Source organism: Bradyrhizobium sp. USDA 4454 (assembly GCF_054822705.1).
On sequence record NZ_JBTRCN010000001.1, the window covers coordinates 584405 to 605048 of the forward strand.

Consider the following 20644-nt stretch of genomic DNA (forward strand, 5'->3'; position numbering starts at 1 on the left):
ATCCAGACGGCATGAAACGGCTGAAGGCGATACGACGGTGGTTCGCGCGGCGCTTCGGCTATGCGCGGCTGGCCTGCGTCGCGCTGCTGATCGGCATTGCCGCGCTGCGGATCGTTGATCCCGCTCCGGTTCAGGAGCTTCGGGTCAGGACGTTCGACACCTTCCAGGTGATCGAGCCCCGCCAGAAAACCGCGCGGCCCGTCACCATCGTCGATATCGACGAGAGGAGCCTCGCCGATCCCCGGCTCGGGCAATGGCCCTGGCCACGGACGCGGCTCGCCGACATCGTCATCAATCTCACCCGGCTCGGTGCCGTGGTGATCGCCTTCGACGCGGTGTTCTCCGAGCCGGACCGTCTCAACCCGGATATCGCGGCCGATACGTTCAGCAATCTCGACGAGGAGATGCGTGCCCGGCTGCGGCAGCTACCCAGCAACGACAGCATCTTCGCCGGGGCGATCAGGAACTCGCGCGTGGTGCTCGGCGAATCCGGCGGACCCAATGTGCGCGCCGACCTCAACGAAAAGCTGCCGGTGACCGGGCTTGCGATGCTCGGCGAGGAGCCGCAGCGCTTCATGTTCCAGTTTCCGGGATTGTTGCGCAACGTGCCGGTGCTCGAGGAGGCCGCGGCCGGACGAGGCCTGTTCACGATCAGGCCGGAGCGCGACGGCATCGTCAGGCGGGTGCCGATGATGATGGTCGCGCAGGGCATCACCATGCCGTCGCTGACATTCGAAATGCTGCGGGTGGCGAGCGGCTCCGGCACCATCCTGATCAAGGCCGACAAGGGCGGCATCCAGAGCCTCGGCATCAAGGGCTTTGCGATCCCGACCGACCTCTACGGCCAGCTCTGGATCCACTACGCCCGCCGCGACCCCTCGATCTATGTCTCGGCCGTCGACGTGCTGGATGGCCGGGTCCCGCCGGACCGGATCGCCGGCAAGCTGATCCTGATCGGCACCTCCTCGGTCGGGCTGAACGACATCAAGACCACACCGGTGACGCCGGCCATGCCCGGGGTCGAGGTTCATGCCCAGGTGCTGGAGAGCGCGCTGACCGGCGACGTGGTTTCGCAGCCGAGCTACGGTATTGCCATCGAATTCCTCGCCGCGATGATCATGGGGCTGCTGGTCATCGCCTTCGCGCCGAAGTTCGGGCCGATCACGCTGGTCGTCGTCGGCGGAATGTTCGCCTCGGTGCTGACCGGCACCTCCTGGTATTTCTACTCCCAGCACCGGCTGCTGATCGATTTCACCTATCCGCTGATGTCGACCACGGCGATCTACCTGACGCTGATCTTCTCCGCCTTCGTGCGCGAGCAGCAGCAGCGCCGGCAGATCCGGTCGCAATTCGTGCAGTACATGTCGCCCGCGCTGGTCGAGCAGCTGGCGCAGTCGCCGGAACGGCTGGTGCTCGGCGGCGAGGAGCGCGAGATGACCATCATGTTCTCGGACATGCGCGGCTTCACCTCGATCTCGGAGACCTACAAGAGCGATCCGCAAGGCCTCACGGCGCTGATGAACCGTTTCCTGACGCCGCTGTCGAACGCGATCCTCGCCCGCAAGGGCACCATCGACAAATACATGGGCGACGCCATCATGGCGTTCTGGAATGCGCCGCTCGACGACAAGCAGCACCAGCTCAACGCCTGTGACGCGGCTCTCGACATGCTGGAGCGCGTCGACGACCTCAACCGCGCGCGCGAGCAGGAGGCCAAGGACGGCGGCCATGTCTATGTACCGCTCAACATCGGCGTCGGTCTCAACACCGGCACCTGTGTGGTCGGCAACATGGGCTCCGACGTCCGCTTTGACTATTCGGTGTTCGGCGACAGCGTCAATCTGGCCTCGCGGCTGGAGGGCCAGTCCAAGGAATACGGCTTCCCGATCATCGTGGGATCGAAGACTGCGCTGGCGGTGAAAGAGCAATTCGCGATCCTCGAGCTCGACTTCATCATGGTCAAGGGCAAGAAGGAGCCCGAGGTGATCTACGCGATTGCCGGCCGCGAGGACGTGGCGAACTCCGGCCGCTTCCAGCGGCTGCGCAACCTGACCATCGAGATGCTCGCCTGCTACCGCGGCCGCGATTGGGACGGCGCGCTCGCCGCGATCGAGCGTGGCCGCAAGACCGACGATGCCCGGGCGCTGCAGTCGCTCTACAATCTCTACGAGGCGCGCATCCGCAATTTCGAGAAGCACCCGCCACCGCCCGACTGGAACGGCGCGTTCGCGTTGACGACGAAGTAGGCGCTAATCCACCGTCGTCCCGGCCTGACGACGAAATAGACGCCACGAACCCGGTGTCGTCCCGGCGAAGGCCGGGACCCAAGATCGTCTTGCCGCGTGCCCATTGCGCCGGCCGCGGTGTATGGGTCCCGGCCTTCGCCGGGACGACGGTGGAGAGATTTGCGCGACCGGCAACAAACTCACTCCACCCCGATCTGCGTCAGATCCTGGAACCAGTGCTGCGCCTGCACGAAGGTCTTCACCTTCGGTGACAGCGCGTGCGGATTGGTGTCGTGCACCACCCACACCAGCGCGGCATCGTCGACGATCAGCGCGTGCGCCTGCGCCAGCAGCGCATCCTGCTTGGCGGTATCGAAGGTCTGCTTGGCTTCGTCGATCAGCGCATCGACTTTCGGGTTCTTGTAGCCGCCCCAGTTGACGCCGGTCGGCGCCACCTGGCCGGAATGGAAGAACCGCACGATCGCGTAAAGCGGGTCCGAGGTGACATAGGCGATGTTGTTGGCGGTGATGCCGGCGTTCATCTCGTCGGCCGCGCCCTTGCGCCAGTGCGAGTAAAGGGTCTCGAGCTCGACCACCTTGAAGTCGATATCGATGCCGATCTCCTTGAAGCTCTGCTGCAGGAACTCGTTCATCGGCAGCGACAGCATCTGCCCGGTGCCGCCCTGGGCGATGATGAAGGTGGTCTTCAGCGGCTTGTCCTTGGAATAGCCGGCTTCCTCGACCAGCTTCTTGGCGGCCGCGAGGTCGTACTTCAATTCGAAGGTCGGCTTGCCGAACCATGGGCTCGACGGGTCGACCTGGCCCTTGGCAGGCTTGGCGAGGCCGTTCATCAGGCCGACCACGGCGTCGCGGTCGATCGCTAGATTGAGTGCCTTGCGCAGGCGGATGTCGGTCCATGGCGAGCCGGGCAGCACGCTCAGATGATAGTTCCAGACATGCGGCGTCACGTTGTCGACGATCCGCATGCCGGCGGCCTTGAGTTGCGGCACGGCATCGGGCGCCGGCGTCTCGATCAAATCGACCTGGCCGGCCAGCAGCGCATTGGTGCGGGTCAGAGCTTCCGGCATCGGGATCAGGATCAGCTTGTCGACCTTCGCCAGTCGCTTCTTGTCCCAATAGTCCGGGTTCCTGGTCAGCTCGGCGAGCTCGCGCGGCACCAGCTTGGTCAGCTTGAACGGGCCGGTGCCGGAGGGCTGGCTGGCGAACTTGTCCCAGTCCTTGCCGAGCTTTTCATATTGCGCGGGGCTCGAGACCAGGAACCAGAGCATCTGGTAAGGGAAGAAGGAGTCGACCGTCTTGGTGGTGATCTCGATGGTGAAGTCGTCGATCTTGGCGTAGCTCGCAACCGAGGGGAGGCGGGTCTTGACTTGCCCGCTCTGCCGCTTGTCAAATTGCGGCGCCTTGTCGTTCAGCACCTTGTCGAGATTCCAGATCACGGCATCGGCGTTGAAGTCGCTGCCGTCGTGGAATTTCACGCCTTTGCGCAGCGTGAAGCGCCATTTGGTCTTGTCGGTGTCGTCGACCTTCCATTCGGTCGCAAGCCCGGGCACCAGTTTGCCGGGCCGGTCGGCCACGTCCATGTCCCAGGCCACCAGCGGATCGTAGATCGTGTAGGCCGTGAACTGATAGGCGCCGGCGCCGCGATCCGGCTGGCCGGTCGTCAGCGGAATATCGGCCATCGAAATGCCGTAGCGCACAATGGACTCCGCCCGCGCCGACAAGGCCGGCCAGCCCGCGGTCAGGGCAAGCGCCATTGCCGCCATCAGGATCGAATTGCGCGCACGCATATGAAAGGCTCCGTTGGTGGGAAGTCGGAACCGAAAACTTGCAAGCATGATGCCAGAATAGGCAGCTTTGCGCCGTCTTAGTCGAAGGTGGGAAGAATTGACGCGCCCAGCGGTATTTTGCTGAAGAACTATTCCCCTTGGCACAGGCATTGCATACGCTTGCCCAAGAAATAATCACCAAAACGTCACCAGACTTCGAAGGGGTTGCTGAGATGCGTAACAGGAAGACCAATGCGACGGCATTCATGCTGGCGCTCGCGATAGCGGCCGGCGTGCCGGCGATCGCCGGTGCCGAGACCGTGCTGCGCATTGGCATGACCGCTGCCGATATTCCGCGCACGCTCGGTCAGCCCGACCAGGGTTTTGAGGGCAATCGCTTCACCGGTCTCACGATGTATGACGCGCTCACGATGTGGGACCTGTCTTCGTCGGACAAGGCGAGCGTGCTGATCCCGGGCCTTGCTACCGAGTGGAAGGTCGACGATGCCGACAAGACCAAGTGGACCTTCAAGCTGCGTGCAGGCGTCAGCTTTCACGACGGCTCGCCGTTCAATGCCGACGCCGTGGTCTGGAATGTCGACAAGGTTCTGAAGCAGGACGCGGCGCAATTCGATCCGAGCCAGGTCGGCGTCACCGCCTCGCGCATGCCGACCTTGGTCTCGGCGCGCAAGATCGACGACATGACCGTGGAATTGACCACCAAGGAGCCGGACAGCTTCCTTCCGATCAACCTCACCAACCTGTTCATGGCGAGCCCGGCCAAGTGGCAGCAATTCTACGACAAGGCCGAGGGCGCCGATGCCAAGGCGAAGTCGCAGGCCGCATGGGCCGCGTTCGCCAAGGACGCGTCGGGCACCGGGCCGTGGAAGATGTCGAGCTTCACCCCGCGCGAGCGGCTCGAGCTGGTGAAGAACGAGAACTACTGGGACAAGGCGCGCGTGCCGAAGACCGACAAGATGGTGCTGTTGCCGATGCCGGAGGCCAACGCCCGCACCGCGGCGCTGCTGTCCGGCCAGGTCAACTGGATCGAGGCGCCGGCGCCGGATGCGTTGCCCGAGATCAAGCAGCGCGGCTTCAATCTCTATTCCAACGAGGAGCCGCATGTCTGGCCGTGGCAGTTCTCGCGCGTCGAGGGCTCGCCGTGGAACGACATCCGCGTCCGCAAGGCCGCCAATCTCTGCGTCGATCGCGAAGGCCTGCGTGACGGCCTGCTCGCGGGCCTGATGGTGCCGGCGACCGGCACCTTCGAGCCCGGCCATCCCTGGCGCGGCAACCCGACCTTCCAGATCAAGTACGACAAGCCGGCCGCGCAGAAGCTGATGCAGGAGGCGGGCTTCGGTCCGAACAAGAAGCTCACCGTCAAGATCCAGACCTCGGCGTCTGGCTCCGGCCAGATGCTGCCGCTGCCGATGAACGAGTACCTGCAACAGGCCCTGGCCGAGTGCTATTTCGATGTGCAGCTCGACGTCATCGAGTGGAATACGCTGTTCACCAACTGGCGGCGCGGCGCCAAGGATCCGTCGGCCAACGGATCGAATGCGACCAACGTCACCTATGCGGCGATGGATCCGTTTTTCGCGCTGGTGCGCTTCCTGCAATCGGGCATGGCGCCGCCGGTCTCGAACAATTGGGGCTTCATCAACAATCCGAAGTTCGACGAACTGGTGAAGAAGGCCCGCCAGACCTTCGATCCCGCGGCCCGCGATGCCGCGCTCGCCGAATTGCACGCCGCCTCGGTCGATGACGCCGCGTTCCTCTACGTCGCGCACGACGTCGCCCCGCGCGCGATGAGCCCGAAGGTCAAGGGCTTCGTGCAGCCGAAGAGTTGGTTCGTCGACTTCTCGCCGGTGTCGGTCGCGCCGTGAGATAACTGATGGCTTGCTCAGCGCACCCTCTCCCCTCGTGGGAGAGGGTGGCTTCGCTGAAGCCGGGTGAGCGGTTGCCTCCGCGGGCGATCGTCCTTGCTGTGAAATGACTGTCGCCGCGGATCGAACCTCCCATTCGGCGCGCTCTGCGCGCCACCTTCTCCGACAAAGGGGAGAAGGAAGAGAGAACCCAACGTGCTCGCCTATACGTCCAGACGAATCGTCTACATCATTCCGATCGTGCTCAGCGTCGCGCTGGTGTGCTTCCTGTTGGTGCACATCACGCCCGGCGATCCCCTGGTCGCGGTGCTGCCGGCCGATGCCTCGCAGGAACTCGCTGCGCAATTGCGCGCGGCTTACGGCTTCGATCGCCCGCTGCCGGTGCAGTTTGGCCTGTGGCTGTGGCGCGCGATCCATGGCGATCTCGGCAATTCGATCGCAACCGGGCGTCCGGTCCTGAGCGAGGTGATGCGCGCGGTCGGCAACACCGTGATGCTGGCGATCGCGGCCGCGATGATCGGCTTCACGCTCGGCCTGCTGTTTGGCCTGATCGCCGGCTATTTCCGCGACACCTGGGTCGACAAGGTCGCGACCTCCTTTGCCATCGCCGGCGTGTCGCTGCCGCATTACTGGCTCGGCATGGTGCTGGTCATCATCTTCTCGGTGCAGCTCAACTGGCTGCCCGCGGTCGGCGCAGGTCCCGGCGGTTCCAGCGCCTGGGCGTGGGACTGGGAGCATCTGCGCTATCTGGTGCTGCCGGCGATCACCACCTCGGTGATCCCGATGGGCATCATCACCCGCACGGTGCGCGCGCTGACCGGCGACATCCTGAGCCAGGATTTCGTCGAGGCGCTGCGCGCCAAGGGTCTGCGCGAGACCGAGGTGTTCCGTCACGTGATCAAGAACTCGGCGCCGACCGCGCTCGCGGTGATGGGGCTACAACTCGGCTACATGCTCGGCGGCTCGATCCTGATCGAGACGGTATTCTCCTGGCCCGGCTCGGGCCTGCTCTTGAACTCCGCGATCTTCCAGCGCGACCTGCCGCTGCTGCAGGGCACGATCCTGGTACTGGCGCTGTTCTTCGTGCTGCTCAATCTCCTGGTCGACATCGCGCAGGCCGCGATCGATCCGCGCATCAAGCGGAGCTAGAGCATGATCCGGAAAAGTGGGGACCGGTTTTCCCTCGCGACAAACGCGGAACGCGTTTGCGCGGAGATCATGCTCCGAAAGAGAGCCACCTCATGAGTGCAATGAGCGATACCGCATTGCAGGCCGCTCCCGCGAGCAAGGCGCGCGGCTATTGGGCAACCGTCGCCCGCCGCATCCGGCGTGACAAGGTCAGCATGGCCTGCGCCTTCATCCTGGTGCTGATCTTTGCCTCGGCGCTGCTGGCACCGTGGCTGCATCTTGCCGATCCCTACCAGGGCTCGATGATCCGCCGCCTCCGCCACATCGGTACGCCGGGCTTCCCGCTCGGCACCGACGAGCTCGGCCGCGACATGCTGGCGCGGCTGATCTATGGCGGACGGCTGTCGCTGGTGATCGGCATCCTGCCGGTGATCTTCGCCTTCGTGATCGGCACTTCGCTTGGCCTCGTCGCCGGCTATGTCGGCGGCAAGCTCAACACCGCGATCATGCGCACCGTCGACGTGTTCTACGCCTTCCCGTCGGTGCTGCTGGCGATCGCGATTTCGGGTGCGCTCGGCGCTGGTATCACCAATTCGATCGTGTCGCTCACCATCGTATTCGTGCCGCAGATCACCCGCGTCGCCGAAAGCGTCACCACCGGCGTGCGCAACATGGATTTCGTCGAGGCCGCGCGCGCGTCCGGCGCCGGTCCCTTCACCATCATGCGCGTGCACATGCTCGGCAACGTGCTCGGTCCGATCTTCGTCTATGCCACGGGCCTGATCTCGGTATCGATGATCCTGGCCGCGGGCCTGTCGTTCCTCGGGCTGGGTACAAAACCGCCGGAGCCGGAATGGGGCTTGATGCTGAACACGCTGCGCACCGCGATCTATGTCAATCCGTGGGTCGCGGCGCTGCCGGGCACGATGATCTTCGCGGTCTCGATTTGCTTCAATTTGCTCAGCGACGGCATGCGCAGCGCCATGGACATCAGGAACTAGTGCGATGCCGATACTCGCAAGCTCTCTCCGCAACGGCGGTTCACCTGTCCCCTTGTGGGAGAGGTCAGATCGCATCGTCAGATGCGATCTGGGTGAGGGGGTACGCTCTCTCATGGGACCCAAGACACTCACCCGGCGCTGCGCGCCGACCTCTCCCCGGTGGGGAGAGGTAATCCTTGCGTGCCCGACATGATCGATCCAACAACTCCCACCGCCATGCTGGAGCCAGTCGCCGATATCGGCGGTGCCGCGCCGTTGTTGCAGGTCAACGGCCTGACCAAGCATTTCCCGGTGCGCGGCACCCTGTTCAGCCCGCGCAAGACCGTGCGAGCGGTCGACGACGTCACCTTCTCGGTCATGAAGGGCGAGACCGTCGGGATCGTCGGCGAATCCGGCTGCGGCAAGTCGACCACCGCGCGGCTATTGATGCATCTGATGACGCGCGATGCCGGCGACATCATCTATGACGGAAGGCCGGTCGGCCGGGCGCTCTCGCTGCGCGACCTCAGGCGCGGCGTGCAGATGGTGTTCCAGGACAGCTACGCCTCGCTCAATCCGCGCCTCACCATCGAGGAATCCATCGCCTTCGGACCGAAGGTCCACGGCATGGCCGACGATACGGCGCGGACCTTGGCGCGCGAGCTGCTCGGCAAGGTCGGCCTGCGGCCCGAGATCTTCGCCAACCGCTATCCGCACGAAGTGTCCGGCGGCCAGCGCCAGCGCGTCAACATCGCCCGCGCGCTGGCGCTGTCGCCGCGGCTGGTGATCCTCGACGAGGCGGTCTCCGCGCTCGACAAATCGGTCGAGGCGCAGGTGCTCAATCTGCTCGCCGACCTCAAGCGCGAGTTCGGCCTGACCTATCTCTTCATCAGCCATGATCTCAACGTCGTGCGCTACATCTCCGACCGCGTGCTGGTGATGTATCTCGGCGAGGTCGTCGAGCTCGGCCCGGTCGATGCGGTGTGGGACACGCCGGCGCATCCCTATACCCGCGCGCTGCTCGCGGCGATGCCGTCGTCCGATCCCGACAAGCGCACCGAGGTGCCGCCGATCTCGGGCGATCCACCCAATCCGATCGATCCGCCGTCGGGCTGCCGGTTTCACACTCGTTGCCCGTTTGCGGAGCCGCTCTGCGCAAACGTCACGCCAAAACTCAGCGATCTCGATACAATGGGCCATCAAGCGGCGTGCTACATGGCCATTCCCGGCTCGGGGCACAGCCGCGCGCCGGCAAAAGCAAAAGGAGAAAACGCGGCATGACAAGACCCACTGCAAAGGACGTCAAGGTGATCGCGCAAATTGCCGATGTACCTGCTGACGACGAGGTCGCCACCCGCATCGCCAATTCGATCGGGCCGGCCTTCGACGGCTTTGCACCGATCGCCGGCACGCTGCCGTTCGATCTCGAACCTGCGAGTTTCCTGCTGGCGCAGATCTCAAAGGTGTCGAAATGAGCTCCGATCCGGCCCTCATGACGCTCACTGCGGTCGCCAAGGCGATTGCCGACAAGAAAGTTTCCTCGCATGAGGTGACCCGCGCCGTGCTGCACCGCATTGCGGAGTGGCAGCCGCGCCTCAACGCCTATATGGCGGTCGAATCCGAACAGGCGCTGGCCGCCGCGAGCGAAGCCGATGCTGCGCTCGCCAAGGGCAACCGACAGGGAGCGCTGCACGGCGTGCCGCTGGCGCACAAGGACATGTATTACGAGGCCGGCAAGGTCGTGACCTGCGGGTCGCTGATCCGCCGCGACTTCGTGCCGAAGACGACGTCGACGGCGTTGCAGCGGCTGAAGGATGCCGGGCAGGTGCGGCTCGGCTCGTTGCAGATGGTCGAGTTCGCCTTCGGGCCGACCGGGCACAACGTGCATTACGGCCCGGTGCGCAATCCCTGGAATACCGAGCACATCACCGGCGGCTCATCGTCGGGCTCAGGCTCGGCGGTCGCCGCGCGGCTCACCTTTGCCGCGCTGGGCTCCGACACCGGCGGCTCGATCCGCATGCCGGCGCATTTCTGCGGCGTCACGGGATTGAAGACCACGGTCGGCCGCGTCAGCCGCGCCGGCGCGATGCCGTTGTCGCAGTCGCTCGACACGGTGGGCCCGTTGGCGCAGACCGCGGAGGATTGCGCGCTGCTGCTCGGCCTGATGGCCGGCGCCGACCCCGAGGATCTCACCGCGTCGACGCAGCCGGTGCCCGACTACATCGCCGCGACGGGACAGTCGCTGAAGGGCATGAAGATCGGCGTTCCGACCGCGTTCTATGTCGACGATCTCGATGGCGAAGTGGCGCGCATCCTCGACGAGACGGTGGCCACCCTGAAGAAGGAGGGCGCCGAGATCGTCAAGGTCGAGCTGCCCGATCAGCGCCAGCTCTCCTCGGCCTCGCAACTGGTGCTCGCGGTCGAGGCCGCCGCTTTCCACAAGCGCTGGATGATCGAGCGGCCGCAGGATTACGGCGCGCAGGTCTTGATGCGGCTGCAGAACGGCCTGACCATTCCGGCGGTCACCTATCTCGAAGCGATGCGCTGGCGCGGCCCTGCGCTCGCCGCGCACAATGCGGCAGTCAGCGGCATCGATGCCGTGATCGCGCCGTCGTCGCCGGTGCCGGCGCCGACCATTGCCGAGAGCGATGTCGGCAACGGTCCGGGCGCCGACGCGGTGCTGCAGCGGCTGACGCGGTTCACGAGACCGGTCAACTATCTCGGCCTGCCGTCGCTCTCGATTCCTTCAGGCTTCACCAAGGCGGGGTTGCCGGTCGGCATGCAGCTGATCGGCCGCTCCTTCGAGGAAGCCACATTGCTTCGGATCGGCGCGGCGTTCCAACGCGCGACCGATTTCCACGCCAGGGTGCCGAGACTCACATGACAAAGCGGCTCGCATGACCAATCTCGTCGAGATCAACAACCTCAACATCCGCTTCACCGGCGATCGCACGGTCCATGCCGTGAACGATCTCAGCCTGTCGCTCGGCGAGGGCGAGGTGTTGGGGCTGCTCGGCGAGTCCGGCTCGGGCAAGAGCGTGACCTTGCGCGCGCTGATGCGGTTGCTGCCGCGGAAGCGCACGCAGATCTCCGGCAGCGTCAAGGTGCTGGGCCAGGAGGTGCTGGCGATGGACGACGAGGCGCTGTCCGCATTCCGCGGCCAGACCGTCTCGATGATCTTCCAGGAGCCGGCGCTGGCGCTCGATCCGGTCTACAGCATCGGCCGCCAGATCGCAGAGACGGTGATGCGTCACGAGGGCAAGAGCGAGCGCGAGGCGACGGCGCGTGCGCTCGAGATGCTCGAAGTGGTGCGGATCCCGTCCGCCAAGCGTCGGCTGGACTCCTATCCGCACGAGATGTCGGGCGGCATGCGCCAGCGTGCGATGATCGCGCTGGCGCTGGCCTGCAAGCCGAAGATCCTGCTTGCGGACGAACCGACCACGGCGCTCGATGCCACCGTGCAGATCCAGATCCTGCTGCTGCTGCGCGAGCTGCAGCGCGAGTTCGGCATGTCGGTCATCTTCGTGACCCACGACATCGGCGTCGCCATCGAGATCTGCGACCGGGTCGCGGTGATGTATGCCGGACAAATCGTGGAGCAGGGCGCGCTGCGGGACATCGTGCGCACGCCGGTGCATCCCTATGCGAAGGGGCTGGTGGCCTCGACCATTCACGGCGCGATGCGCGGCCAGCGGCTGGAGACCATCCCGGGCACGCCGCCGTCGCTCGACCACGCACCGGCCAGCTGTTCCTTCGCACCGCGCTGCAAGTTCGCCGAGCCGCGTTGCAGCGAAAGCCTGCCGCCGAACGTGCAGGTCGCACCCAGCCATCAGGCGCGCTGCGTCCTTGCAGAGCCGGCGTCCGCCACGGTCTAGCTCGCCCGCGCGACCGCATCGCTGATCCAGCGTCGCACCGCAGCGATCCGGCGGTCGCGGGCCTGCTCGGTGCGGGAGACCAGATAGATCGTCTCGCTGTGGAGAGGCTCGAACGCGAACGGCGCCACCAGCTTCTTGCCGAAGCCCGGCCGCGCCTTGATCAGGGGCGCCATCGCCAGCGCCACGCCGAGCCCGTGCTCGGCGGCCTCCAGCATCGCCGGCACGCTGTCGAGCCAGAGGTGCCCGCGCGGAGCGAGATGCGGCAGCCCGGCCTCCTTCAGCCAGGTCGGCCACGCCCGCGGCTGCGTCGTGACATGGATCAGCACCTCGCGCGCCAGGTCGGCCGGGGCCCGAAGCCCTGCCTTGACCCGCGCCGGCGTGCAGACCGGCAATCCCTTGACCTCAACCAGCGGCTCGACCTTCAGCCCGGCGGCATGTTCCCGCCCGTAGCGGATCGCGACATCGACGCGCGAGCCGTTGAAGTCGGCATATTGATGCGTGGCCTCGATCCGCAGCGTCAGTTGCGGATGACGCCGCCTGAACTCCGGCAGCGCCGGCAGCAGCACGGCGCTGGTGAAAAACGGCAGCGAGCTGATCCAGAGCTCGCCGCCGGCCTCGCTGCGCTGCCGCATCATATCACGGCCCGCCTCCTGCAGCGTCGCCAGCGCTACAGAGACCTTTGCGAGATAGCGCTCGCCGTCCTCGGTCAGGCGCACCGAGCGCGCGCCACGGACGAACAGCTTGCTGCCGAACTGCTGCTCCAACCCGCGGATCTGGTGGCTGATCGCCGACGGGCTCAGCGACAGGTCGCGCGCGGCGCGGCGGAAGCTAAGCTGGGTCGCCGCGCGCTCGAAGGCGAGCAGCGCCGTCAGCGGCGGGATCGCCCGCGGGTCGGGGGCATCCAATGGGTGAATCCTGCTCACCTCAGGTGACGAATGGCCTTTTGTCATGGCCGCTATTCTTGGATCAGATTGACCGAACGCTCAATCCTGCTCACCTCTCGGACTGCCCATCTTGGCCATCTTCGAACCGACAGCCACGCCTCATCACTGGAAACCCGCGGCGCTGGCGGCGGGGCCGTTCGCCGGCTTGCAGGGCGGTGCGGTCGCGAGCCTGCTGACCGGCGAAATCGAGGCCATGGCCGGCGCGCGCGACTGGGGCACCGCGATCGCGGCTTCAGCCTGGTTCCTGCGGCCGACGCCGATGGCGGAATTGCGCACGCAAATCTCCGTCGTGACCGAAGGCGGCCGGGTCAGCGTCGTCGACAACACGCTCTGGCCGGCGGGCGAAGAGCAGCCCTGCGCGACGGTGCGGGTGACGCTGTCGCGCGAACGCGCGGTCGAAATCCCCGGCTTTCACGAAAGCGCAGCCGAACCCGTCGATCCCATGGTGTTTCCGCTGCGCAGTCTGCACGCCGTGCATGGCCGCAGCTGGTTCATGGACGCGATGGAGGCCCGCGCCGGCGGCGATGTCGCCTGGTTTCAGATGCATCACAGCGTGATCGCGGATGCCGGCCCGCTGGCGCGGGTGCTCGGTCCAGCCGACTGGACCCACGGCATCGCGCGCCCGGTGCAGAACGTGGTGGCCGACCCCAACCCGAACCTCGCGGTGCAGCTGTTCAGGCCGCCGCGGGGCGCCTGGATCGGGGTTCGCGCCGAGGCGCGCTGGCGGGCGGCGGCCGGGCTTGGCGTCGGGAGCGGGGTGCTGCTCGATGTCGATGGCGAGATCGGCCGGGTGTCGATGTCGGTCATTCTCGTGCCCTTTCCGAGAAGCGCGCCTGCACCCGCGCCGGGTCCCGTGGCCGGTTAACCCTAATTATTCCGTCAACTGTCTGTAGGATCACAAAAATAGGGCGCGAGCCGTGCTCTGGTCGGCGCGACTTGAAATGGACGGTGATCGCAAACGTCTGTACAACGTGGTGATCACGTAACTCTTTTGTTTTGCAGAGATCAGTTTCTATGGCAGCCGCGCCCGCTGTCCGGCGTTCCGAACTGGCTGAGGCGCTGCGCGCATGCCGCAGTGCCTTCATCGGCGTCGGCCTCATCAGTTGCATGATCAACCTGCTGTACCTGACAGGTTCGATGTTCATGCTGCAGGTCTACGACCGGGTGCTGCCGAGCCGCAGCATTCCGACCCTGGTCGGCCTCGTGGTCATTGCCGCGGTGCTCTACATGGCGCAGGGCGTGCTCGACCTGCTGCGCGGACGGATCCTCGGCCGCGTCGGCACCTCGCTCGACGAGGCGCTCAATGCGCGGGTGTTCGACACCATCGTGCGGCTGCCGCTGATGGCCGGCAATCGCAGCGAGGGCCTGCAGCCGCTGCGCGACCTCGACAATGTGCGCTCCTTCCTCGGCAGCATGGGCCCCGGCGCGTTCTTCGATCTACCCTGGCTGCCGTTCTACATGGCGATCTGCTTCGCGTTTCACTGGCTGCTCGGCGTCACCGCGCTGATCGGCGCCGTCATCCTGGTGATGCTGACGCTGATCACCGAATACCTGTCGCGCACGCCGGCCAAGGAAGCGATGTCGCTTGCGGCACGCCGCAACGATCTCGCCGCGTCCAGCCGCCGCAACGCCGAAGTGCTGGTGGCTATGGGGATGGCCGGGCGCATGAACAAGCGCTGGAACGAGGCCAACGAGGAATATCTGTCCGGCAACCAGCATGCGAGCGACGTTACCGGCGGGCTCGGTGCGGTCGCCAAGGTGCTGCGCATGATGCTGCAGTCCGCCGTGCTTGCGGTCGGTGCCTGGCTCGTGATCCATCAGGAGGCCACCGGCGGCATCATCATCGCCGGCTCGATCCTGAGCGCGCGGGCGCTGGCGCCGGTCGATCTCGCGATCGCGCATTGGAAGAGCTTCGTCGCCGCGCGGCAGAGCTGGCAGCGCCTCAACCGCCTGCTGCAGCAGATTCCGGCACGGCCTCGGCAGACCTTGCTGCAGGCGCCGGAGAAGAAGCTGTCCGTCGAGGTCGTGACCATGGTCGCGCCGGGCGATCAGCGCGTCATCGTGCAGGACGTCAGCTTCACCGTCGAAGCTGGCAGCGGCGTCGGCGTGATCGGTCCGAGCGGCTCGGGCAAGTCGTCGCTGATCCGGGCGCTGGTCGGCGTCTGGGTGCCGGCGCGCGGCAAGGTGCGGCTCGACGGCGCCGCACTCGATCAATGGTCGTCGGACGAGCTCGGACGCCATATCGGCTATCTGCCGCAGGACGTCGAATTGTTCGCCGGCACCGTCGCGCAGAACATCTGCCGGTTCGATCCCGACGCCAAATCCGACGGCATCATCGCGGCGGCCAAGGAAGCCGGCGTGCACGAGATGATCATCAAGATGCGCGAGGGCTACGACACCCAGGTCGGCGAGCAGGGCAGCGCGCTCTCGGCCGGCCAGGCCCAGCGCGTCGCGCTGGCGCGCGCCCTCTACGGCGAACCGTTCCTGATCGTGCTGGATGAGCCGAACTCCAACCTCGACAGCGAGGGCGACGAGGCGCTGACCCGCGCGGTGCGGGGCGCCCGCGAGCGCGGCGCGATCGTTATCGTGGTCGCGCACCGGCCGATCGGGATCGAGGGCGTCGACCAGCTGCTGGTGCTGAAGGACGGCCGCATGCAGACCTTCGGCCCGAAGGAGACGGTGCTGGCGCAGGTGCTGCAACGGGTCGCGCCGCCGGTGCCGACGCCGATCAAGATCGTCGCCGATGCGGGAGTGGCCAAACCATGACCGATCAACCGCGCAATGCACATGCCTCGATCAGGAAACACCTCATCGTCGGCCTCGTCGTGATCCTTGTTCTCGGCGGCGGCGTCGGCGGCTGGGCCGCGACGGTGCCGATCTCCGGCGCGCTGATCGCGCCGGGCTCGGTGGTGGTCGAATCCAACGTCAAGAAGGTACAGCATCCGACCGGCGGCGTGGTCGGCGAGGTGCGGGTGCGCGATGGCGACGTGGTCAAGGCGGGCGATATCGTCGTGCGCCTCGACGAGACCGTCGTGAAGGCGAGCCTTGCGATCGTGGTCAAGACGCTCAACGGACTTTACGCGCGCGCCGCAAGGCTCGAGGCCGAGCAGCAGGGCCGCAACAAGATCGTCTTCCCGCCGCAGCTCATGGAGCAGACCAACGATCCCGACGTCCGTGATATCATGTCGAGCGAGACCAAACTGTTCGAGGTGCGCGTCAACGGCCGCACCGGCCAGAAGGCGCAGCTGCGCGAGCGCGTCACCCAGCTCAACGAGGAAATCTCCGGCCTGCAGGCGCAGGAGACCGCCAAGGACAAGGAGATCGCGCTGGTGCAGCAGGAGCTGGTCGGCGTTCGCCAGCTCTATGAGCAGCATCTGGTGCAGATCACCCGCCTGACCACGCTCGAGCGTGACGCGGCGCGGCTCTCCGGCGAGCGCGCGCAGTACATCGCCTCGCGCGCGCAGGCCAAGGGCAAGATCACCGAGACAGAGCTGCAGATCATCCAGGTCGACAAGGACATGCTGTCCGAGGTCTCAAAGGACCTGCGCGAGACCAACGACAAGATCGGCGAGTTCGTCGAGCGCAAGGTCACCGCCGAGGACCAGCTTCGCCGCATCGATATCCGCGCGCCGCAGGACGGCGTGGTGCTGCAGTCGACGGTGCACACCGTCGGCGGCGTCATCACCGCGGGCGATGCGATCATGATGATCGTGCCGAAGGCCGACGATTTGTCGGTCGAGGCCAAGGTCAATCCGCAGGACATCGACAAGCTGCAGGTCGGGCAGAAGACCGTGCTGCGGCTCTCCGCCTTCAACCAGCGCACCACGCCCGAGCTGAACGGCGTCGTCACCCGCGTCTCCGCCGACGTCAACACCGACCAGCGCACCGGGCAGAGCTACTACACCATCCGCGTCTCGATGCCGCCGGAAGAGGTCGCGCGCCTCGGCAGCGAGGTGAAGATTATCCCGGGCATGCCGGTGGAAGCCTTCGTGCAGACCGGCGACCGCACCATGATGTCGTATTTGATGAAGCCCTTGCACGACCAGTTCATGCGCTCGTTCCGCGAGAAGTAGGATTCCTCACGCGAGATAATTGACCCGTCATCCTGAGGTGCGAGCGAAGCGAGCCTCGAAGGATGCACGGCCCCGCTGGTGGCCGTCGATCCTTCGAGACGCGCTACGCGCTCCTCAGGATGACGGGGAGAGGTCGAGCCCGTGGCGAAGATCCGGTGTCGTCGAGTGTAACGCGCGATCACCGCTCGAGGTTGTTCAACAACAACTCCAGCGCCGCTTTCGCGAAAGCCTGCATGTTCGCGGCGCGGTCGTTGTCGCCGGTCTCCAGCGTGATCACCTGCTGCCGGGGTCCTGCTACCGCCATGCAGCTGTGGCCGGCGGCGTCGCCGTAGCGGTTGCCGGTCGGGCCGGCGGCGCCGGTCTCCGACAATCCCCAGTCGGTCGAAAGGCGCGCACGGATCTGCCGCGCCAGCAATTGTGCGTAGGGTTCCGACGAGGAGCGCAGGCCGCGCATCGCATCGTCGGAGATATCCATCAGCGTGCGCCGCGCGTCGCGGGTATAGATCACGCCGCCGCCGAGGAAATAGGCCGACGCGCCGGGCACCGCCAGCAGCGATGCCGAGATCAGTCCGCCGGTAGACGATTCGGCGACCGCAATGGTCTGCTTGTTGGCGATCAGCTTTGCGGCGACCTGTCCGGCGATGGATGTGAGTGCGTTCATCGGCGCTCTTTCTCGTTGCTTGCCTTGAAAACTGCCATGAAAATCCCGTGGGGCGTTCTGCCTTCCTAGCACACCGCATCGGCCTCTGCCGAGTTGCGGCGCGCCTCCCGGGCTGCTTGAATGCCGGACAACAACCAGGCGCCGCCCGGCAGATTGTCGCGAGCGCGCGCGGAGGAAACTCGCAGAGGAAACCTGATGACGTCGCCGATCGCGGGCGGCGTGGATTGCGATCTGCATCCCGCCGTGCCTCACCTCACCAGCCTGCTGCCGTATATGAACGACTACTGGCGCGACCAGGTGACGACGCGCGGCATGACCGATCTGATCTCGCAATCCTATCCGACCAATTCGCCGATCTCGTCGCGTCCGGACTGGCGGCCCGCGCAAGGCAAGCCGGGATCAAGCCTTGCCGACATGCAAAGCCAGGCGCTCGACAGGTTCGGCATCGCCTATGCCATCTGCAATCCGCTCTACGGCGTGCAGATGGTGTTCTCCGAGGACATGGCCGATGCCTTCTGCCGCGCGCTGAACGACTGGCTCGCCAAGGAATGGCTCGATAAGGACGAGCGCCTGCGCGGCTCGATCGTTATTCCGGTGCAGAGCATCGAGAAGGCGGTCGCCGAGATCGAGCGCTGTGCGCAGGACAAGCGCTTCGTGCAGGTGCTGATGCTCGTGATGGGCGACATGCCGCTCGGCAAGCGGCACTACTGGCCGATCTACGCGGCGGCCGAACGGCTCGGCCTGCCGATCGGCATCCATGCCGGCAGCGCCTATCATAACCCGCCGACCTCGGTCGGCTGGGGGTCCTATCACATCGAGGACTATGTCGCGCAGACGCAGGCGTTCCAGACCCAGCTCACCAGCCTGATCGTCGAGGGCGTGTTCGCGCGCCATCCGGCCTTAAAAATGGTGATGCTGGAGTCCGGCTTTACCTGGCTGCCGCCATTCCTGTGGCGGCTGCACAAGTTCTGGCGCGGTGTGCGGATGGAGACGCCGTGGGTCGACCGTCCGCCGCTGGAGATTGTGCGGAGCAACATCCGCTTCTCGCTGCAGCCGGTCGATGCGCCGCCGGACGGTGACACGCTGAACCGGGTGTTGGACCATATGCAGTCGGACGAATTGATCCTATTCTCGACCGACTATCCGCATTGGCAGTTCGACGGTGACGAGGTGCTGCCGCAGGGATTGCCGCCGGCTCTGGTCCGCAAGATCATGATCGACAATCCGCATGCGACCTATCCGCGCCTCAAGGTGAGGCATGATCCCGAAAAGTGGAGTCCGGTTTTCGGATCAGATCATGCCTAAAGAAAGGGAGACGACGCGATGAACGTCCAGATTCGTGAACGCCCGGAAGCGGCATCGTCAACCAGCATCAAGACCGCGATCGCCGATTGCGACATCCATCCGGCACGCGCGACCAAGGACGAGCTGTATCCCTACCTCGCCAAGCGCTGGCACGCGCATCTTGAGACCTTTGGCGTCCATGCCTATCAGGGCATGATGGAGGGCCCGCCTTATCCGAAGGCGCAGCCGAACGCGTCGCGCCGCGATGCCTATCCGCCGGAAGGCGGCCCGCAGGGCTCGTCGCTATCCTTCATGCAGAAGCAGCATCTCGATCCGAACAATGTCGTACTCGGCGTGCTCAACCCGCTCAACACCGGGCAGGGCCTGCGAAACCAGGATCTCGCCGGAGCGATCTGTTCGGCGATCAACGATTGGCAGATCGAGAAATGGACCAGCCAGGATTCACGGCTGAAAGGCTCGGTCGTGGTTCCGAATGAGGACGGTGTGTCGGCGGCGGCCGAAATCCGCAAGCGCGCGGGCGACAAAAATTTCGTCCAGGTGCTGCTCTTGAGCCGCAATGTCGAGCCGCTCGGCCAGCGCCGCTACTGGCCAATCTATGAGGCGGCGCAGGAGGCGGGGCTGCCGATCGGCGTGCACGCCTTCGGCTTCGGCGGCAACCCGATCACCGCGTCGGGCTGGCCGAGCTTTTACATCGAGGAGATGGTCGGGCATTCGCAGTGCCAGCAGACCGCGCTGGCGAGCCTCGTGCTCGAGGGCGTATTCGAGCGTTTCCCCAAACTGAAGATGGTGATGGTCGAGGCCGGGTTCGGCTGGGCGCCGTCGCTGGCCTGGCGGCTCGACAAGGTGTTTGCGCGGCTGCACGCCGAGGTGCCGCATCTGAAGCGCAAGCCGTCGGACTACATCCGCGACCACATCTGGTGGACCACGCAGCCGATGGAGGATCCGGAGAGCCGCGACCATCTGTTCCAGACCATCGAGTGGATCGGCTGGGACAAGCTGCTGTTCGCGACCGACTACCCGCATTGGGACTACGATGAGCCGTCGCGCGTATTGCCGGCCGGCGTCAGCGACGCCAACCGCCAGGCGTTCTATCTCGACAATGCCAAGCAGCTGTACGGTATCGCATGATCCGGAAAAGTGGGAACCGGTTTTTCGAATCAGATCATGCGTGAGAACAACTAATGGCGCGTCATGTGATTGCCCCGGTGGATGAACTGCCGCCGGGGTCGCGAAAGTTCCTCGAGATCGACGGACGGCCGATCGCCGTGTTCAACGTCAAGGGCGAGTTCTTCGGCCTGTTGAACCGCTGTCCGCATCAGGGCGCGGCGCTGTGCGAGGGGCCGCTGATCGGGTTAGCATCATCATCCGACCCAGGCGAGATCGAATATACAAAACTCGGCGAGATCCTGCGCTGTCCCTGGCACGGCTGGGAGTTCGACATCCGCACCGGCCAGTCCTATTGCGACCCGCGCCGCTTCCGGGTGCGCGCCTATCCGGTCAGCGTCGAGCCGGGCACCAATGTGGTGAAGGGTCCTTATGTTGCCGAGACCATCAAGGTCGCGGTGGAAAGCGATTACGTGGTGGTGGATCTCTGATCACTCGTCATTCCGGGGCGCCGCGCAGCGGCGAGCCCGGAATCAATTTATCCGTCTGCGCATGTGGCTCGGTGGATTCCGGGTTCGCGTCATCCAAGTCGGCTGTTGCCGACTTGGACACTCAATATTTGCCGAACTCGGGTAAACCCGAGTTCGGGCGGCGCGCCCCGGAATGACGGGGTGGA

At 65.5% G+C, this 20644-nt stretch carries 17 protein-coding genes; 14 read left to right on the plus strand and 3 right to left on the minus strand.

The window, feature by feature from the left end; translation table 11 throughout:
- The first annotated feature begins 11 nt into the window (after nt 1–11).
- Nucleotides 12–2246, plus strand: coding sequence for a CHASE2 domain-containing protein (locus ACVIW0_RS02635; protein ID WP_461350909.1), 2235 nt, complete (start codon nt 12–14; stop codon nt 2244–2246).
- Nucleotides 2247–2425: 179 nt separating this feature from the next.
- On the opposite strand, the gene ACVIW0_RS02640 is transcribed toward ACVIW0_RS02635, so the two are convergent.
- Nucleotides 2426–4033 carry an ABC transporter substrate-binding protein gene (locus ACVIW0_RS02640; RefSeq protein WP_461350910.1) on the minus strand — a complete coding sequence of 536 codons (1608 nt, stop codon included), beginning with the start codon at nt 4031–4033 and terminating at the stop codon, nt 2426–2428.
- A gap of 245 nt (nt 4034–4278) precedes the next feature.
- Here ACVIW0_RS02640 and ACVIW0_RS02645 point away from each other — a divergent pair, with 245 nt between their 5' ends.
- The 7 genes from ACVIW0_RS02645 (at nt 4279) to ACVIW0_RS02675 (ending at nt 11881) form a co-directional block, all read left to right on the plus strand.
- The gene (locus tag ACVIW0_RS02645; RefSeq protein WP_461357228.1) at nt 4279–5898 is read left to right on the plus strand and encodes an ABC transporter substrate-binding protein; all 1620 of its coding nucleotides are present in this window, start codon (nt 4279–4281) and stop codon (nt 5896–5898) included.
- A gap of 195 nt (nt 5899–6093) precedes the next feature.
- Nucleotides 6094–7047: an ABC transporter permease gene (locus tag ACVIW0_RS02650; protein ID WP_461350911.1), complete on the plus strand. Its 954-nt coding sequence runs from the start codon at nt 6094–6096 to the stop codon at nt 7045–7047.
- Nucleotides 7048–7139: 92 nt separating this feature from the next.
- A complete protein-coding gene (locus ACVIW0_RS02655) occupies nt 7140–8027 on the plus strand; it encodes an ABC transporter permease (RefSeq protein WP_461350912.1) in 888 nt (295 codons plus the stop codon).
- A gap of 189 nt (nt 8028–8216) precedes the next feature.
- Nucleotides 8217–9287, plus strand: a complete 1071-nt coding sequence (locus ACVIW0_RS02660) for an ABC transporter ATP-binding protein (protein WP_461350913.1) — start codon at nt 8217–8219, stop codon at nt 9285–9287.
- Nucleotides 9284–9481, plus strand: coding sequence for a hypothetical protein (locus ACVIW0_RS02665; protein WP_461350914.1), 198 nt, complete (start codon nt 9284–9286; stop codon nt 9479–9481). The genes ACVIW0_RS02660 and ACVIW0_RS02665 overlap by 4 nt, the downstream gene beginning before the upstream one ends.
- Nucleotides 9478–10890, plus strand: a complete 1413-nt coding sequence (locus ACVIW0_RS02670; RefSeq protein ID WP_461350915.1) for an amidase — start codon at nt 9478–9480, stop codon at nt 10888–10890. Before ACVIW0_RS02665 ends, ACVIW0_RS02670 begins: the two co-directional genes overlap by 4 nt.
- Before the next feature lie 13 nt (nt 10891–10903).
- Entirely contained in the window at nt 10904–11881 is a 978-nt protein-coding gene (locus tag ACVIW0_RS02675) for an ABC transporter ATP-binding protein (protein WP_461350916.1), read from the plus strand.
- Here ACVIW0_RS02675 and ACVIW0_RS02680 read toward each other — a convergent pair.
- Nucleotides 11878–12786, minus strand: a complete 909-nt coding sequence (locus tag ACVIW0_RS02680) for a LysR substrate-binding domain-containing protein (RefSeq protein WP_461350917.1) — start codon at nt 12784–12786, stop codon at nt 11878–11880. The two genes, ACVIW0_RS02675 and ACVIW0_RS02680, sit on opposite strands and share 4 nt — an antisense overlap.
- 109 nt (nt 12787–12895) lie before the next feature.
- Between ACVIW0_RS02680 and ACVIW0_RS02685 the strand changes: the two genes are divergently transcribed.
- The 3 genes from ACVIW0_RS02685 to ACVIW0_RS02695 all read left to right on the plus strand — a co-directional run bounded on the left by ACVIW0_RS02685 (nt 12896) and on the right by ACVIW0_RS02695 (nt 16898).
- Complete coding sequence (locus ACVIW0_RS02685) at nt 12896–13690, plus strand: acyl-CoA thioesterase domain-containing protein (protein WP_461350918.1); 795 nt, start codon at nt 12896–12898, stop codon at nt 13688–13690.
- 149 nt (nt 13691–13839) lie between these two features.
- Nucleotides 13840–15591: a type I secretion system permease/ATPase gene (locus tag ACVIW0_RS02690; RefSeq protein ID WP_461350919.1), complete on the plus strand. Its 1752-nt coding sequence runs from the start codon at nt 13840–13842 to the stop codon at nt 15589–15591.
- Nucleotides 15588–16898 carry an HlyD family type I secretion periplasmic adaptor subunit gene (locus tag ACVIW0_RS02695; protein ID WP_461350920.1) on the plus strand — a complete coding sequence of 437 codons (1311 nt, stop codon included), beginning with the start codon at nt 15588–15590 and terminating at the stop codon, nt 16896–16898. The genes ACVIW0_RS02690 and ACVIW0_RS02695 overlap by 4 nt, the downstream gene beginning before the upstream one ends.
- 178 nt (nt 16899–17076) lie before the next feature.
- Here ACVIW0_RS02695 and ACVIW0_RS02700 read toward each other — a convergent pair whose 3' ends face one another.
- On the minus strand, nt 17077–17559 hold the full coding sequence (locus tag ACVIW0_RS02700) for a CinA family protein (protein ID WP_461350921.1): 483 nt from the start codon (nt 17557–17559) through the stop codon (nt 17077–17079).
- Between the two features lie 195 nt (nt 17560–17754).
- On the opposite strand from ACVIW0_RS02700, the gene ACVIW0_RS02705 reads away from it, so the two are divergent.
- From ACVIW0_RS02705 to ACVIW0_RS02715, 3 genes are read left to right on the plus strand one after another with little or no spacing between them, the layout of a single operon-like run.
- Nucleotides 17755–18864 carry an amidohydrolase family protein gene (locus ACVIW0_RS02705; RefSeq protein WP_461350922.1) on the plus strand — a complete coding sequence of 370 codons (1110 nt, stop codon included), beginning with the start codon at nt 17755–17757 and terminating at the stop codon, nt 18862–18864.
- A gap of 18 nt (nt 18865–18882) precedes the next feature.
- Nucleotides 18883–19992 (plus strand): amidohydrolase family protein, encoded by a 1110-nt coding sequence (locus ACVIW0_RS02710; RefSeq protein ID WP_461350923.1) that lies wholly within the window; start codon nt 18883–18885, stop codon nt 19990–19992.
- 53 nt (nt 19993–20045) lie between these two features.
- Complete coding sequence (locus ACVIW0_RS02715; RefSeq protein ID WP_016846808.1) at nt 20046–20459, plus strand: Rieske (2Fe-2S) protein; 414 nt, start codon at nt 20046–20048, stop codon at nt 20457–20459.
- The last annotated feature ends 185 nt before the right edge of the window (nt 20460–20644 follow it).

What these genes read in the sequence shown, in the direction of transcription:
- ACVIW0_RS02635 (WP_461350909.1), top strand. Translation starts at nt 12, where the DNA reads ATGAAACGGCTGAAGGCGATACGACGGTGGTTCGCGCGGCGCTTCGGC.
- ACVIW0_RS02640 (WP_461350910.1), bottom strand. Translation starts at nt 4,033, where the DNA reads ATGCGTGCGCGCAATTCGATCCTGATGGCGGCAATGGCGCTTGCCCTG.
- ACVIW0_RS02645 (WP_461357228.1), top strand. Translation starts at nt 4,279, where the DNA reads ATGCTGGCGCTCGCGATAGCGGCCGGCGTGCCGGCGATCGCCGGTGCC.
- ACVIW0_RS02655 (WP_461350912.1), top strand. Translation starts at nt 7,140, where the DNA reads ATGAGTGCAATGAGCGATACCGCATTGCAGGCCGCTCCCGCGAGCAAG.
- ACVIW0_RS02660 (WP_461350913.1), top strand. Translation starts at nt 8,217, where the DNA reads ATGATCGATCCAACAACTCCCACCGCCATGCTGGAGCCAGTCGCCGAT.
- ACVIW0_RS02665 (WP_461350914.1), top strand. Translation starts at nt 9,284, where the DNA reads ATGACAAGACCCACTGCAAAGGACGTCAAGGTGATCGCGCAAATTGCC.
- ACVIW0_RS02670 (WP_461350915.1), top strand. Translation starts at nt 9,478, where the DNA reads ATGAGCTCCGATCCGGCCCTCATGACGCTCACTGCGGTCGCCAAGGCG.
- ACVIW0_RS02675 (WP_461350916.1), top strand. Translation starts at nt 10,904, where the DNA reads ATGACCAATCTCGTCGAGATCAACAACCTCAACATCCGCTTCACCGGC.
- ACVIW0_RS02690 (WP_461350919.1), top strand. Translation starts at nt 13,840, where the DNA reads ATGGCAGCCGCGCCCGCTGTCCGGCGTTCCGAACTGGCTGAGGCGCTG.
- ACVIW0_RS02695 (WP_461350920.1), top strand. Translation starts at nt 15,588, where the DNA reads ATGACCGATCAACCGCGCAATGCACATGCCTCGATCAGGAAACACCTC.
- ACVIW0_RS02700 (WP_461350921.1), bottom strand. Translation starts at nt 17,559, where the DNA reads ATGAACGCACTCACATCCATCGCCGGACAGGTCGCCGCAAAGCTGATC.
- ACVIW0_RS02705 (WP_461350922.1), top strand. Translation starts at nt 17,755, where the DNA reads ATGACGTCGCCGATCGCGGGCGGCGTGGATTGCGATCTGCATCCCGCC.
- ACVIW0_RS02710 (WP_461350923.1), top strand. Translation starts at nt 18,883, where the DNA reads ATGAACGTCCAGATTCGTGAACGCCCGGAAGCGGCATCGTCAACCAGC.
- ACVIW0_RS02715 (WP_016846808.1), top strand. Translation starts at nt 20,046, where the DNA reads ATGGCGCGTCATGTGATTGCCCCGGTGGATGAACTGCCGCCGGGGTCG.